This is a genomic window from Streptomyces sp. TLI_55 (assembly GCF_900206255.1).
GTDB lineage: Bacteria > Actinomycetota > Actinomycetes > Streptomycetales > Streptomycetaceae > Streptomyces > Streptomyces aquilus.
Genome location: NZ_OAOJ01000001.1, coordinates 1674893 through 1687450, shown reverse-complemented (window position 1 = coordinate 1687450; position 12558 = coordinate 1674893). Strand labels below are relative to the sequence as shown.

Genomic DNA, 12558 nt, shown 5'->3' with positions numbered 1-12558 from the left:
GCCTCAGTCGGAAGTCTCCAACGTCGACTCGAACCGCTCGGACATCAACTTCCCCTTGTCCAGCGGCGGATAGTGCACCTGCTGCTGCCGTACGCCGTCACGATCGTCGCCGATGCCCCGCGCCGGACCCTGACACCCCTGCGCCGCGGCGATGCCGAGCGCCACCAGCAGGGTCACGACCACGAACACGAACAGCCGCTGCCGCAGCAACCGCGGATTGGCGGGCCGCCGGCCCGTCCCCGTGGTCCTGGGCGCCGGACGACCCGTGCCACTGCGCGGCGCGGGACGGTTCCCGCCCCCCGAACGGGTCGTGTTCCGCGAGGCCGGCGTCGGCCGGGCACCGGACCGGGACGTGGGGCCGCCACCCCGCGACGGCGTGCCGTTCCGCGAGGGAGCGGGCCCGCGTGAGGACGACGGCGTGCCACCGCGCGGCGCCGGAGTGCGCTGCGTGGGCCCCGGCTGCGCCCCCTGAGGCCGCCGCTGCTGCACCCGCTGCGGGTCGGAATAGCTCTCGGTGACCCGCCCGGCGGGCCGGTCGGCGTCGGCACCGCGCGGCGCAGGCGGCCGTACGTCGGCGAGTCCCTGCGCCTCCCGCGCGGCGATCTCCTTGAGCCGCAACGACAGTTGGAGCGTGCTGGGCCGCTCCTCGGGGTCCTTGGCGAGACAGGCACGCACGAGCGGAGCAAGAGCGTCCGGTACGCCGTGCAGCTGCGCCTCCTCGTGCACGACCCGGTACAGCATCACTTCGGAACTGCCGTGCCCGAAGGGCGAGTCGCCCATCGAGGCGTACGCCAGTGTCGCCCCGAGCGAGAACACGTCGGTGGCCGGAGTGACGGCCGCGCCCCGCACCTGCTCCGGCGCGAGAAAGCCGGGCGAACCGACGGCGGTGCCGACATGCGTGAGCGTCGAGGCCCCCGTCGCCCAGGCGATGCCGAAGTCGATGATCCGAGGACCCTTGGGGGAGAGCAGGATGTTGGACGGCTTCAGATCCCGGTGCACCACGCCGGCCTCGTGCACCGCGACCAGCCCCTCCGACAGCGCCGCACCGATCGCGGCGACCTCGGCCGCGACCAGGGAACCCTCGTCGGCGACCTTGTCGTGCAGGGAGGGCCCGGGCACGTACTGGGTGGCGAACCACGGCCGCTCGGCCTCCAGATCGGCCGCCACGAGCCGTGCCGTACAACCACCCCTGATCCGCCGGGCCGCCGAGACCTCACGCGCGAACCGCGAACGGAACTCCTGGTCCTCCGCCAGATCGGGCCGGATCACCTTCAGCGCGACCCGCTGCCCTTTCTTGTCGGAGCCCAGGTAGACGACGCCCATACCGCCCGCGCCGAGCCGTCTGTGAAGCCTGAACGAGCCGACGACGCGCGGGTCCTCGCGCCTCAGGCGCATCATCGCCATGTTCATCCCCGCTGCCCGGTCCGTGTGACGAGCCACAGCTTACGTTTATGCGGCCGCCCGCGCGCAGAGGCCGCGCCCTCTCGTCCCGACGGATTGTCAGTGCCCGGTGGGAGAATTGAAGGGTGGTCAGGGAGCGCGCGAACAGCGGGGCTTTGACGGCCGCGCTCTCCCAACCATCCATCACAGAAGGGGGATTGAACCCGTGAAGGGTGATCGCGTGGAGATAGTCGTGGACGCAGGGGACACGACGCGCACGTACGAGGTGGTGGCGAGCAGAGCGGGCCGCCGAGTGGAGACGGCGGTCCGCCGAGGAGTCGTGGAAGTGAGCGAAGTCACCCGGAGCGGCTCCGTCGTCCGGACGGCCCGCTTCATGGCGACCCGCGTCCTGGCGCTGGTCGAGCAGCCGGTGCCGCGCGAGGACAGCTCGGAGAAACAGGGGCAGACCGGGCGCCCCCTCCGGGAAGACCCGGAGACCTAGGTCTCCGTCTCCACCCAGGGGAGTACTCCGCAGGTCATGGCTCATCCTCCGGGAGGCCCGGCAATCGGTACGAGGGCATGACGTGCGGCGCTCGCCGTCCGCCTAGATTTGAGGTCAAGCGGCGGGTGCAGCACTCGTCCCCCGAGGTCAGACACCCGCCGCTGCCAACGACAACGGAAACGGTCAGGAGAGGGACCATGGCCCACACGGCACCGCGGACGATCGTCCGCACACAGGGACGCACCACGTTCCGCCCCCGCCGCACGGGCCGTCGCCACCCCTTGGTGGCGACGCTGATGGCCCTTCCTCCCGCGGTCCTGCTCTTCCTCCTCTTCGGAGGCTGGGAGACGGTGGCCACACAGGCGTCGTCCGTGGGCGTGATGCTGGGGCGCTGAGCGGCGACCCCAGGCCCGGAAGAGCGGTCCGGGCGGGGACATCCACCCATGAAACCCCGTGGGGACGGGGGTGCGGCGGACGGCACAAATGCCGGCGCAGCTGGGGAGCTGCGCCGGCATTGCTTTTTCCGTGATGCGGTCGTCCCGGGTATCCGTCTGCGATCGGCCCGGGGCCTGCCCGTACCCTCACAGTCACACCGCGCACCGCCTCCAGGGAGCCCCGTGACCGCCACCGCCCTGCTCTCCGAGCTCACCGTCCGGGCCAAGGTCACGGCGCACTCCCGCACCTCGACCTGCGTCTGCGGCACCAGCACCCTCACCGACCGCCCCGACGCCACCGTCGTCCGCCATGCCGACACGGTCGCGAAGGCCCACGCCCCGAGCACACCCCTCGCGGAGCTGACCCCACGCCTCGCCGCGGCCACCCGTCTCCCGGACATCCTCCTCCCGCCGCTCGCCCCCACCCCGGCCGCCCTCCACGACCGGCTCGTCACGTTCTGGCCGTACGGCACCCCCGTCGACCCGGAGGACCCGGACGCGGCCCCCTGGGAGGCGGCGGCGACCCTCCTCGCCCGTCTCCACCGCACCCCGGCCACCCCGGACCTCCCCGCGATGCGCGGCCCGGCCAAGGCCGCCCAGGCGGTCGAGCGCCTCCGCGCGGCACCCCCGCACCCCGCCACCCACCCCGTCCTCGCTGCCTGGGCCACCCTCCCCGCCTGGGCCCGCGACGAGGCCCCCATGCCGGACACCGGCACCCTCTGTCACGGCGACCTCCACCTCGGCCAGCTGGTCCGCCACCCCGCCCCCGACGGCCCGTGGCTCCTCATCGACGTCGACGACCTCGGCACCGGCGTCCCCGCCTGGGACCTCGCCCGCCCGGCCGCCTGGTACGCCTGCGGACTGCTCCCGCCCGACGAGTGGACCCGCTTCCTCGACGCCTACCGCGCCGCGGGCGGCCCCGCCGTACCGCCCGACGGCGACCCCTGGCCCGCCCTGGACGTCCCGGCCCGCGCCCTGACCGTGCAGACCGCCGCGCGTTCCCTCACCAAGGCCCTCGCGGCGGACCGCCCGCTGGACGAGATCGAGCGGTCCCTGGTCGACGCCTGTGCCCGAATAGGTTCGGTCCCCCCGGAGTTGACCGGGACATTCGCGAAGTAGGGTGCAACCGACCGCAGCCGGACAGTGTCTGTCCTGGCGGAACACGAAGCAGGACCGACCGGCGAGGAGTTGAGCCGACGATGCAGTGCCCCAAGTGTCACGCGCCCATGCACACGTACAACCGCAACGGCGTTCAGATCGAGCAGTGCAGTGGCTGCCGTGGGATCTTCCTGGACTACGGCGAGCTGGAGGCGCTGACCCGCCTGGAGTCCCAGTGGACCCAGCCCGCCCCGCCGCCCCCGGCCGCCCCGCAGGCGTACCCGGCCCCCGCCGCGCCCGCCTGGGGCGCCCCGCAGCACGGCGGTCACCACGGCGGCCACTACGGTCATCACCAGCGGCACAAGAGCTTCGGCCACATGCTGTTCTCCAGCTGAGCGGCCCGACGGCCGACGCACACGAAGAAGCCCCCGGCACAAGGCCGGGGGCTTCGGTGTGTGGACGATACTGGGATTGAACCAGTGACCTCTTCCGTGTCAGGGAAGCGCTCTCCCGCTGAGCTAATCGTCCTCGGGATCACAGTCGAGACTGTGGATCTTGCGTGCGCGATACTGGGATTGAACCAGTGACCTCTTCCGTGTCAGGGAAGCGCTCTCCCGCTGAGCTAATCGCGCGGGTCAGACCTTCGATGAACTCGAAGATCCAGTGGACGATACTGGGATTGAACCAGTGACCTCTTCCGTGTCAGGGAAGCGCTCTCCCGCTGAGCTAATCGTCCTTGGAGGTGGAGACGGGATTTGAACCCGTGTAGACGGCTTTGCAGGCCGTTGCCTCGCCTCTCGGCCACTCCACCAGGAGTGTCGGGGTATCGGGATGATCCCCCTTGCTCTTCCGAGCGAACGACGAGGTTCGAACTCGCGACCTCAACCTTGGCAAGGTTGCGCTCTACCAACTGAGCTACGTTCGCCTGTCTTTCCGTTCCGCTTGCGCGGCCCGGCGACGTGTTGAACTCTAGCGGATTCCTGGGCCAGTACAAAAACGCGTTTGTGCAGCGTGCTGCGCTGCGTCCGCCCGCGTACCTGCTCAGGGGGCTCCGAAGGGACATGACCAGGTCACCCGCGCGACACCCGCCATAGACTCGACGCGTGCTCGACCTCGCTCCTCTCGCCCGCTTCGGTGACCGTGTCGCCACCGGTCTCCTCGACATCACCAGCGACCCGGCCGCCCTGGACTCCCGTGGCTTCTGGGCCGTCTGCGCCGACTTCGAGGGCCGTCTGACCTGCGCCCGCTTCCGGGACGTACGACAGGAGCCGGTGCCCGCCCCGGTGCCGGGGGCGTGGCACGGCCCGGCGGTAGGGGAGTGGACGTCGTCCCTCGACCGTGCCGGTTACACGGCGGGAGTGCGGCGCATACGGGAGCACATCGCGGCCGGTGAGGTCTATCAGGCGAACCTCTGCCGCGTCCTGAGCGCGCCTGTGGCGCCCGACGCCGATGTGGACGCGCTGACCGCCCTGCTGGCCCGCGGCAACCCGGCACCGTATGCAGGAACGATCCGGCTGCCGGAGCACGGCGTGGAGATCGCCACCGCCTCACCCGAGCTCTTCCTGCGCCGCGACGGCCGGGTCGTCGAGTCCGGGCCGATCAAGGGCACCGGACGCACCGAGGCGGACCTGCTGGAGAAGGACTACGCCGAGAACGTCATGATCGTCGACCTGGTCCGCAACGACATCGGGCAGGTCTGCGCCACCGGCAGCGTCAGCGTCCCCGACCTGTGCGCCGTGGAGAAGCACCCCGGTCTCGTGCACCTCGTCTCGACGGTCCGCGGTGAGCTGCGCGAGGGCTCCGGCTGGCCGGAGCTGCTGGCCGCCGCGTTCCCGCCGGGCTCGGTCACCGGCGCGCCCAAGTCCAGCGCCCTGCGGATCATCGACGCCCTGGAGACGGCGCCGCGCGGCCCCTACTGCGGCGGCATCGGCTGGGTCGACGCCGACCGCGGGACCGGGGAGCTGGCCGTCGGCATCCGCACCTTCTGGATCGACCGCGCCGAGGGCGTGCTGCGGTTCGGCACCGGCGCCGGGATCACCTGGGGTTCCGACCCCGAGGGGGAGTGGCGGGAGACCGAGCTGAAGGCCGCCCGACTGCTCGCGGTAGCGTCGGGAACGTACGAGGTGAGCGGAGAGGGACTACAGACGTCCTGAGCCGGCCCCGGGACACCCCCGGACCCCCGGCCGCGACTCATCCGGCACGGATTCTGCGAGGTAGGGACCAGTGAGGATTTGGCTCGACGGCGGGCTCCAGGACAGCGAGTCCGCCCGCGTCTCCGTCTTCGACCACGGACTGACCGTGGGCGACGGCATCTTCGAGACCGTGAAGGCGGTGGACGGCCGCCCCTTCGCCCTGACCCGGCACCTGGACCGGCTGACCCTGTCGGCGCGCGGTCTCGGCCTGCCCGACCCGGACCTCGACGAGGTGCGCCGCGCCTGCGCCGCCGTCCTCGACGCCAATCCCGTGCCGCTCGGCCGGCTGCGCATCACCTACACCGGCGGACACGGCCCCCTCGGCTCCGACCGCGGTGAACACGGCCCGACCCTGGTCGTCGCCCTCGGCGAGACCAAGCGCCGCCCCGACTCCACGGCCGTCATCACCGTCCCCTGGACCCGCAACGAGCGCGGCGCCCTGACGGGCCTGAAGACCACCTCGTACGCCGAGAACGTCGTCGCGCTCGCGCGCGCGCACGGCCGGGGCGCCTCGGAAGCGCTGTTCGCCAACACCGTGGGACAGCTCTGCGAGGGCACCGGGTCGAACGTCTTCGTCGTCCTGGACGGCGAGCTCCACACCCCGCCGCTCGCCTCCGGCTGCCTCGCGGGCATCACGCGCGCGTTGACGGTCGAATGGACCGGCGCCAAGGAGACCGACCTGCCGCTGGACGTCCTGGAGCGGGCCGAGGAGGTCTTCCTCACCTCCACCCTGCGCGACGTCCAGGCCGTGCACCGCGTCGACGACCGCGAACTGCCCGCTGCGCCGGGCCCGGTGACCGCGAAGGCCATGCGGATCTTCGACGAGCGGGCCGGGAACGACCTCGATCCGTGACAGCCCCCTGGGGCCCTCCCGAATATTCGGCTGCCCCGGAGCACCGCAGCGGGTAGAACACCCCTGATGACCACCACCCTGCGGCCGACCGAGCCGCTCCAGCAGCATGCCGACGGCACGCGTTCACGCCGCTACCAGGTGTGCGTGAACAGCCGTCCCGTCGGCGCCGTCCACCTCGGCACGTCGCCCGGCCTCGGCCCCTCGGTCGCGAGCATCCGCGACCTGCGCATCGAGGAACCCGATCGGCGCCGGGGCCGCGGGACGGTGGCCGCGCTGGCCGCCGAGGAGGTCGCGCGCGGCTGGGGCTGCCGGGAGATCGAGATCAGTGTCGCCGCGACCGAGGAGGCGGCGCTCCGGCTCGTCCGGGCGCTCGGCTACGTCCTGCGCAACCGCGGCATGCGGAAGCAGCTCGCCGACACCGCGCCCACGCTGCCGGCCGGCTACCGGCCGCGGCCCATGACCGAGGCCGACTTCGACGCCTGGCTGGTGCACGAGTCCGAGGACTACGCGCGCACCTGGATCGCCCGGGGCGTACCCGAGGCCGATGCCCGCGCCAAGTCCCAGCGCGACCACGACACACTCCTGCCCCAGGGCTTCGCCACCGAGGACACGTGGTTCACCATCCTCGAACACGAGGGCACGCGCGTGGGCGTCCTCTGGCTCGCCCTGCGGGACGGCAAGCCCTTCGTCTACGACGTCGAAGTCGACCCGGCCCACCGCGGCCACGGCCACGGCCGCGCCCTGATGCTGCTGGCGGAGACCCAGGCACACGCCCTCGGCAGCAGCACCCTGGGCCTCAACGTGTTCGCGGGCAACACCCCGGCCGAGCGCCTGTACGAGTCACTGGGGTACGAGACGACGCGTCACGCCTTCTACAAGCCGCTGCTGTAGCCGTCGAGGGGCCCGGGGAGCCGCGGGGTTCAGGCGTTCTCGGCCAGCAGCCGGTCCACGATCCCCTCGATGCGTTCGCGCAGGCCCTCCTGGCTCTGGCCGCCGTCGAGCCGCTCACCGTCGACGACGTACGTCGGGGTGCCGGTCACGCCGATCGCCTTGCCCTCGGCCTGGTCGGCGTCCACGATCAGGATGTGCCGGCCGTCGATCAGCGCGGTGTCGAACTCCTCGGCGTCGAGACCCAGTTCACCGGCCACCTCGACCAGGAAGGGCTCTCCCTCACGGTCCAGCTCCCCGACCCGCCCCAGCACGGCCTCGACGTACTCCCACGCCTTGCCCTGCTCCGCGGCCTCCTCGGCGGCCTGCGCGGCGGCGAAGGCGTGCTTGTGCTTCTCCAGCGGGAAGTGCCGCAGGCGCACCTCCAGCCGGTCGCCGTAACGGGCCCGCAGAGCCCGGATGTCGTCCAGGGCGTCACGGCAGTCGGCGCACTGAAGCTCGCACCAGACATCGAGCACGGGAACGACGGGAGGCACGGGAGAGGAGTCACTCATGCCCTCAGTCTCCCAGCCGACCTGCGAACGACCGAATCGACCCCGGCGCCCCCTCCAACCGGCACCTGCGGACGATCCGACCCGGAGATGTCCCTGATGTCCTGTCGGAGCATGGCCCCATGGGGTTCGGGCGGTGCAGGATGGAAGGGACGAACTGGCCGAGCGACCCCTGCCTGGAGGACCGGATGATTGCCGAGACCGTCTGTTCCGCCGTCTCCGCGGCCGGCCTGGGCATCGCGGCGGTCACGGCGTACCGCAAGCGCTTCCTCGCGGCCGCCCGGATCGCCGCGTACTCCCTCGTGCCGATCGGCCTGGTGATGACCGGCGTCGTCGAGTGGGCGGCCGACACGGCGTTCAGTGTCACGGCGTGGGCCGGCTTCGGTGTGCTCGGCGCCGCCTGGCTGCTCTTCTCCGCCACGCGTGCGGTGGAGCGCCGCCGCGGCGGCACCCGCAAGGAGCGCAGGGCGGCCCGGTCGGCTCAGCGTGAGGCGGTCGCCCCGGCGGCCTCGGCCCCCTCCCTCGGCCCGAGCGCCCGTCCCGCGTCCCGCCCGGCCGCCGCGCCGCGCTCCGGGGCCGCGGACGACTTCAGCGACATCGAGGCCATCCTGAAGAAGCACGGCATATGACGGACGCAGACTGACTGAAACGACACAGTCGGTCCCGATCCGAACGCGAGCGTGAACGTTGTGGACCGGACATCACGGGATCCGGCGAACTACCCTGCCTTTCCGGGCGTGTTGGTAACGCGAGGGGTGCGGTCTGCGTCATCATCGCCCGCGAGATGCTGGACACGACACAGAGCGACGCCGCGCCGCCTCAGGATGAGCCGCGCGGGTGCCTTTTCGCCCTTTCCCAGCCACCGCTGATGATCTTCCTTGCGGTGATCGGGTGTCTGCTGCTCATGGCTGCGCTGCACGATCTGCTGTTGCTGTGAGCCGTTCCCGCGGTACCCGGCGTCACCCGCCGGGTACCGCGTCGACACTCCCGCGGAGCGCTGACGCTCAGCCCGCCGCTTCCTTCCGACGCGCCCGGTAGGCGGCCACGTGCAGCCGGTTCCCGCAGGTGCGGCTGTCGCAGTAGCGCCGCGACCGGTTGCGGGAGAGGTCGACGAAGGCGCGCCGGCAGTCGGGCGCCTCGCAGCGCCGCAGCCGCTCCTGCTCCCCGGCGACCACGAAGAAGGCCAGCGCCATCCCGCAGTCGGCCGCCAGGTGATCGGCGACGGAGGCGCCCGGGGCGAAGTAGTGCACGTGCCAGTCGTAGCCGTCGTGATCCGTGAGCCGGGGCGTGGTGCCCGCCGCGGCCACCAGCTCGTTGATCATCCCGGCGGCGGTCCGGGCGTCCGGGGCCGAGAAGATCGCGGCGAACCGCCCGCGGATCTTGCGCACCGCGGAGAGGTCGAACTCGGAGAGCACGCCGACATCACTGATGTCGTGCTTTCGTACGAAATCCTCGAGAGCGACGAGGTCTGGCAGCGCGTCCGGGGTCGTGGTGTCCTCCGGTGCGGTGTTCACCAGATCCACCACGGCATCGAGGGCACACCGGGTGTCATGGGTGATCAGCACATTTCGCTCCCTGGCCTGGGGGGTCGGGCGAGTGCCCGCCGATGCTGGCCGATGGTAGTGGCTTCCAGGGCGGCTGTACCGGTCGCGGCCGCCCGGATCCCGCGCCGACGTGCGGCGGACGGAGCGCACAAGCACACCGGCGCCGTCCCGCGGGAATCCGCGGTGACAGCGCCGGTGTGTGTACCTATGCGGTTGTCTTGGCCCGAGCCGTCACCCCGAGTCGACGGCGCCGGGCGGCTTGGTGGGGCCTCGCCCTAGCTTTCCGCCAGGATGTGCGAGAGCTCCTGATCGAGGTCGAAGTGCCGGTGCTCGGTGCCGGGGGGCACCGCGGCGTCCGTGCGCTTCAGGAACGACTCCAGGGCCCGCGCCGGGGCCTCGAGCAGGGCTTCGCCCTCCGGAGAGCTCAGGGCGATGCACACGACGCCCTGACCGTGACTGCGCGACGGCCAGACTCGGACGTCGCCGGTGCCGGTGGGCCGGTGGAGGCCCTCCGCGAGGAGGTCGCGGGCGAACACCCACTCGACGGTCTCCTCGGCTCCGGTGTGGAAGGTGGCGTGCACGGCGTAGGGGTCGGCCGTGTCGTACCGCAGGCCTGCGGGGACAGGCAGGGAGGACTCGCTCGACACAACGAGGCGCAGGTGCAGCTCGCAGCTGACCGTGGTGTTCATAAGCGCCAGGGCCTTTCGCTCAGTGTGCGCTCGGGGATTCGCACGTCGGCGAAATCGACATGCCACCTACGGTGCCGTTGTAAACCCCTCTGAGTGTTTTGCGTGCCTTTACGTAACTCTTCCGGCCGAGGTCCTGTTCGCGAGGTACGACCATTCCGGTGACTGGTTTCTCTCCGGTAGGGTTTGGCTGTATGAACACGGGGAGTGACGAGCGGGCCGAGGTGGCCGTGTCATCGGACGAGACGCAGACCGACGGGGCGCAGACCGACGGGGCGCAGGGCGAGCAGGGGCTCGGCTCGAAAGCGCCGGAATTCATCAAGGCCCGCCGTGTGCTGCACCTGAGCTGGCAGGTCGGCATCTTCATCATCGGCCTCGCGGTCGTGGTCCTGGGCATCATCATGCTTCCGCTGCCGGGACCGGGCTGGGTCGTGATCTTCGGCGGCATGGCGATCTGGGCGACCGAGTTCGTCTGGGCCCAGCTGGTGCTGCGCTGGACGAAACGCAAGGTGACCGAGGCGGCACAGCGGGCGCTCGACCCGAAGGTCCGCCGGCGCAACATCATCCTGACGTCGATCGGCCTGGTGATCGTGGCCGCGATCGTCGCGGTCTACGTCTACAAGTTCGGCTTCGAGATGCCCTGGAACATCAAGGACCAGTGATCCGCGGCCGGGGGTGCCGGCCCCCGTTCGCGCTGGTCACAGGCACCCCCTGACATGGGGTAATGTTCTTCCTGCGTCCGGGCGATTAGCTCAGTGGGAGAGCGCTTCGTTCACACCGAAGAGGTCACTGGTTCGAACCCAGTATCGCCCACCGGACACGACGGCCCGTCTGCGAGAGCAGGCGGGCCGTCGTCGTTCCCGGCGTCGGCTCCGGCGGCGAGTTTCGGCCGGACAATCTCCTGGTGCGACGGCCCCGTTCGCGTTCGGTCGCTCGAACTCACCTCCCTCACCTGCGGCTTCGCGCTCTGTGTCGCAGCACAGTCCTGCACTGTGCCGTCAACTCGCCCAGCCGCCCCGCAAGAAATTCCTGTCCGAATCATTGACGCACCCCGAGGCCCCTCGTAGCTTGTGCCAGCAAGCGCTTACTTGAAACGATTCATGCAGGCGGCAACGACGCTGCGGGGAGGGCCCGACTGTGGGAACCAGCAGGAATGTTGAGAGGCGTACGATCCTGAAGGCGGCCGGTGGAGCGGCGGCCGCGCTGGGGCTGGCGACGACCACGGCGTGCGGGGCGGTGACAGCGGATCCGGTGACGGGAATGTGACGCTCCGTTACGCCTGGTGGGGCGGCGAGCCGCGGACCATTGCCATGAAGAAGGCGATCGCGGTCTTCGAGAAGAAGTATCCGAAGATCAAGATCAAGCCCGAATTCACCGATTACGCGGCGTTCTGGGAGAAGTTCCAGACCCAGGCCTCCGGTGGAAATCCGCCGGACGTTTTCCAGAATGCCGTCGGATTCCTGCGCAAGTACGACAAGCGCGGAGTTCTGATGGACCTCAAGTCCCAGGCGGACTCCGGGAACCTGGACCTGAACAACTTCCGCAACGGCGTTCTGGCGAACGGTCAGGTCGACGGCAAGCAGCTCGGCATCCCCGTCGGCGCCAACACCATGGCGCTCGTCATCGACCTCAAGGCCTTCAAGAAGGCCGGCGTCGAGGCGAAGATGGGCTGGACCTGGGACGAGTACTTCGACGCCCTCCAGACCATCCAGGACAAGCTGAAGATCGCAGGCGACACCGGCTACTTCGGCATCATGTACCTGTACGACCTGTACCTCCGTCAGAACGGCAAGGCGTTCTTCACCGACTCCGCTCTCGGCTTCACCGAGGACGACCTGACGCAGTGGTGGGCGGACGGCTACAAGCGCGTGAAGTCCGGGCTCGTCGCCGACCCGAAGAAGATCGAGCAGGTACAGCCCAAGTCGGGCCTGTCGGCCGGGCTCGCCGCGTCCGAGTTCACCTGGGACAACTTCTCCATCCGCTACGAGGGCGAGGGCGAGTCGGACTACGGGCTCGCGCCGATCCCCACCACGGACGGCAAGGACACCGGCCAGTACCTCGGTTCGCTGATGCTCAGCGCCTTCTCCGGGACCAAGCACCCCAAGGAGGCCGCCCAGTTCATCTCCTTCATGGTCCACGACCCCGAGGTCGGCAAGATCATGGGCTACGACCGCGGCATCCTCTCCACGACCGAGCAGTACGACGCGTTCGTGCCCACCGACGACCAGAACAAGGGCGTCAAGGCGTACGAGGAAGAGGTCGCCAAGGCCGGTGTGCTGGGGAAGATCACCCCGCACCCGTCCGGCGCCGATGTCGTCGAGGCGGCGTTCCTGCGTATCGCCGGCGAGGTGTCCCAGGGCAAGACCAAGCCCGCCGACGCCGCCAAGGCACTGTTCAGCGAGGCCAAGGCCGCGTTCGCGGGCTGAGGGG

14 protein-coding genes, 6 tRNA genes and 1 pseudogene are annotated in these 12558 nt (G+C 70.6%); 12 read left to right on the top strand and 9 right to left on the bottom strand.

Annotated elements, in window-relative coordinates:
- Nucleotides 1-3 precede the first annotated feature (3 nt).
- On the bottom strand, nucleotides 4-1410 hold the full coding sequence (locus CRP56_RS07870; RefSeq protein WP_097261602.1) for a serine/threonine-protein kinase: 1407 nt from the start codon (nucleotides 1408-1410) through the stop codon (nucleotides 4-6).
- 196 nt (nucleotides 1411-1606) lie between these two features.
- On the opposite strand from CRP56_RS07870, the gene CRP56_RS07865 reads away from it, so the two are divergent.
- From CRP56_RS07865 to CRP56_RS07850, 4 genes are all read left to right on the top strand, one after another.
- Nucleotides 1607-1882, top strand: coding sequence for a hypothetical protein (locus CRP56_RS07865; RefSeq protein ID WP_097261600.1), 276 nt, complete (start codon nucleotides 1607-1609; stop codon nucleotides 1880-1882).
- A 197-nt stretch (nucleotides 1883-2079) separates the two neighbouring features.
- Entirely contained in the window at nucleotides 2080-2277 is a 198-nt protein-coding gene (locus tag CRP56_RS07860) for a hypothetical protein (protein ID WP_059196429.1), read from the top strand.
- A 222-nt stretch (nucleotides 2278-2499) separates the two neighbouring features.
- On the top strand, nucleotides 2500-3435 hold the full coding sequence (locus tag CRP56_RS07855) for a phosphotransferase family protein (protein WP_179850966.1): 936 nt from the start codon (nucleotides 2500-2502) through the stop codon (nucleotides 3433-3435).
- Between the two features lie 80 nt (nucleotides 3436-3515).
- Complete coding sequence (locus CRP56_RS07850; RefSeq protein WP_079083420.1) at nucleotides 3516-3809, top strand: TFIIB-type zinc ribbon-containing protein; 294 nt, start codon at nucleotides 3516-3518, stop codon at nucleotides 3807-3809.
- A gap of 61 nt (nucleotides 3810-3870) precedes the next feature.
- Here CRP56_RS07850 and CRP56_RS07845 read toward each other — a convergent pair.
- The 5 genes from CRP56_RS07845 to CRP56_RS07825 all read right to left on the bottom strand — a co-directional run bounded on the left by CRP56_RS07845 (nucleotide 3871) and on the right by CRP56_RS07825 (nucleotide 4339).
- Nucleotides 3871-3942 (bottom strand) — tRNA-Val (locus CRP56_RS07845).
- 32 nt (nucleotides 3943-3974) lie between these two features.
- Nucleotides 3975-4046: transfer RNA gene (locus tag CRP56_RS07840), tRNA-Val, on the bottom strand.
- Between the two features lie 32 nt (nucleotides 4047-4078).
- A tRNA-Val gene (locus CRP56_RS07835) sits at nucleotides 4079-4150 on the bottom strand.
- Between the two features lies 1 nt (nucleotide 4151).
- Nucleotides 4152-4225, bottom strand: a tRNA-Cys gene (locus CRP56_RS07830).
- A 41-nt stretch (nucleotides 4226-4266) separates the two neighbouring features.
- Nucleotides 4267-4339 (bottom strand) — tRNA-Gly (locus CRP56_RS07825).
- A 178-nt stretch (nucleotides 4340-4517) separates the two neighbouring features.
- Here CRP56_RS07825 and CRP56_RS07820 point away from each other — a divergent pair.
- The 3 genes from CRP56_RS07820 (at nucleotide 4518) to CRP56_RS07810 (ending at nucleotide 7350) form a co-directional block, all read left to right on the top strand.
- A complete protein-coding gene (locus CRP56_RS07820) occupies nucleotides 4518-5567 on the top strand; it encodes a chorismate-binding protein (RefSeq protein ID WP_097261596.1) in 1050 nt (349 codons plus the stop codon).
- Nucleotides 5568-5637: 70 nt separating this feature from the next.
- On the top strand, nucleotides 5638-6459 hold the full coding sequence (locus CRP56_RS07815; protein ID WP_097261595.1) for an aminotransferase class IV: 822 nt from the start codon (nucleotides 5638-5640) through the stop codon (nucleotides 6457-6459).
- Between the two features lie 66 nt (nucleotides 6460-6525).
- On the top strand, nucleotides 6526-7350 hold the full coding sequence (locus CRP56_RS07810) for a GNAT family N-acetyltransferase (RefSeq protein WP_097261593.1): 825 nt from the start codon (nucleotides 6526-6528) through the stop codon (nucleotides 7348-7350).
- Nucleotides 7351-7379: 29 nt separating this feature from the next.
- Here CRP56_RS07810 and CRP56_RS07805 read toward each other — a convergent pair whose 3' ends face one another.
- Nucleotides 7380-7901 carry a DsbA family protein gene (locus CRP56_RS07805; RefSeq protein WP_097261592.1) on the bottom strand — a complete coding sequence of 174 codons (522 nt, stop codon included), beginning with the start codon at nucleotides 7899-7901 and terminating at the stop codon, nucleotides 7380-7382.
- Nucleotides 7902-8086: 185 nt separating this feature from the next.
- On the opposite strand from CRP56_RS07805, the gene CRP56_RS07800 reads away from it, so the two are divergent.
- Nucleotides 8087-8527, top strand: a complete 441-nt coding sequence (locus CRP56_RS07800; protein WP_097273824.1) for a hypothetical protein — start codon at nucleotides 8087-8089, stop codon at nucleotides 8525-8527.
- A 155-nt stretch (nucleotides 8528-8682) separates the two neighbouring features.
- The gene (locus CRP56_RS47485) at nucleotides 8683-8835 is read left to right on the top strand and encodes a hypothetical protein (protein ID WP_020138043.1); all 153 of its coding nucleotides are present in this window, start codon (nucleotides 8683-8685) and stop codon (nucleotides 8833-8835) included.
- A gap of 67 nt (nucleotides 8836-8902) precedes the next feature.
- On the opposite strand, the gene CRP56_RS07795 is transcribed toward CRP56_RS47485, so the two are convergent.
- Together CRP56_RS07795 and CRP56_RS07790 are read right to left on the bottom strand one after the other, a co-directional pair.
- Complete coding sequence (locus tag CRP56_RS07795; protein ID WP_097261590.1) at nucleotides 8903-9463, bottom strand: CGNR zinc finger domain-containing protein; 561 nt, start codon at nucleotides 9461-9463, stop codon at nucleotides 8903-8905.
- Nucleotides 9464-9717: 254 nt separating this feature from the next.
- A complete protein-coding gene (locus CRP56_RS07790) occupies nucleotides 9718-10131 on the bottom strand; it encodes an SsgA family sporulation/cell division regulator (protein ID WP_004002642.1) in 414 nt (137 codons plus the stop codon).
- A gap of 191 nt (nucleotides 10132-10322) precedes the next feature.
- Between CRP56_RS07790 and CRP56_RS07785 the strand changes: the two genes are divergently transcribed.
- From CRP56_RS07785 to CRP56_RS07775, 3 genes and pseudogenes are all read left to right on the top strand, one after another.
- Entirely contained in the window at nucleotides 10323-10790 is a 468-nt protein-coding gene (locus CRP56_RS07785) for a TIGR02611 family protein (protein ID WP_097261588.1), read from the top strand.
- Nucleotides 10791-10869: 79 nt separating this feature from the next.
- Nucleotides 10870-10941, top strand: a tRNA-Val gene (locus CRP56_RS07780).
- 324 nt (nucleotides 10942-11265) lie between these two features.
- Nucleotides 11266-12554: pseudogene (locus tag CRP56_RS07775) on the top strand (extracellular solute-binding protein).
- Nucleotides 12555-12558: the final 4 nt, after the last annotated feature.

What these genes read in the sequence shown, in the direction of transcription:
- CRP56_RS07870 (WP_097261602.1), bottom strand. Translation starts at nt 1,410, where the DNA reads ATGAACATGGCGATGATGCGCCTGAGGCGCGAGGACCCGCGCGTCGTC.
- CRP56_RS07860 (WP_059196429.1), top strand. Translation starts at nt 2,080, where the DNA reads ATGGCCCACACGGCACCGCGGACGATCGTCCGCACACAGGGACGCACC.
- CRP56_RS07850 (WP_079083420.1), top strand. Translation starts at nt 3,516, where the DNA reads ATGCAGTGCCCCAAGTGTCACGCGCCCATGCACACGTACAACCGCAAC.
- CRP56_RS07810 (WP_097261593.1), top strand. Translation starts at nt 6,526, where the DNA reads ATGACCACCACCCTGCGGCCGACCGAGCCGCTCCAGCAGCATGCCGAC.
- CRP56_RS07805 (WP_097261592.1), bottom strand. Translation starts at nt 7,901, where the DNA reads ATGAGTGACTCCTCTCCCGTGCCTCCCGTCGTTCCCGTGCTCGATGTC.
- CRP56_RS07800 (WP_097273824.1), top strand. Translation starts at nt 8,087, where the DNA reads ATGATTGCCGAGACCGTCTGTTCCGCCGTCTCCGCGGCCGGCCTGGGC.
- CRP56_RS47485 (WP_020138043.1), top strand. Translation starts at nt 8,683, where the DNA reads ATGCTGGACACGACACAGAGCGACGCCGCGCCGCCTCAGGATGAGCCG.
- CRP56_RS07790 (WP_004002642.1), bottom strand. Translation starts at nt 10,131, where the DNA reads ATGAACACCACGGTCAGCTGCGAGCTGCACCTGCGCCTCGTTGTGTCG.
- CRP56_RS07785 (WP_097261588.1), top strand. Translation starts at nt 10,323, where the DNA reads ATGAACACGGGGAGTGACGAGCGGGCCGAGGTGGCCGTGTCATCGGAC.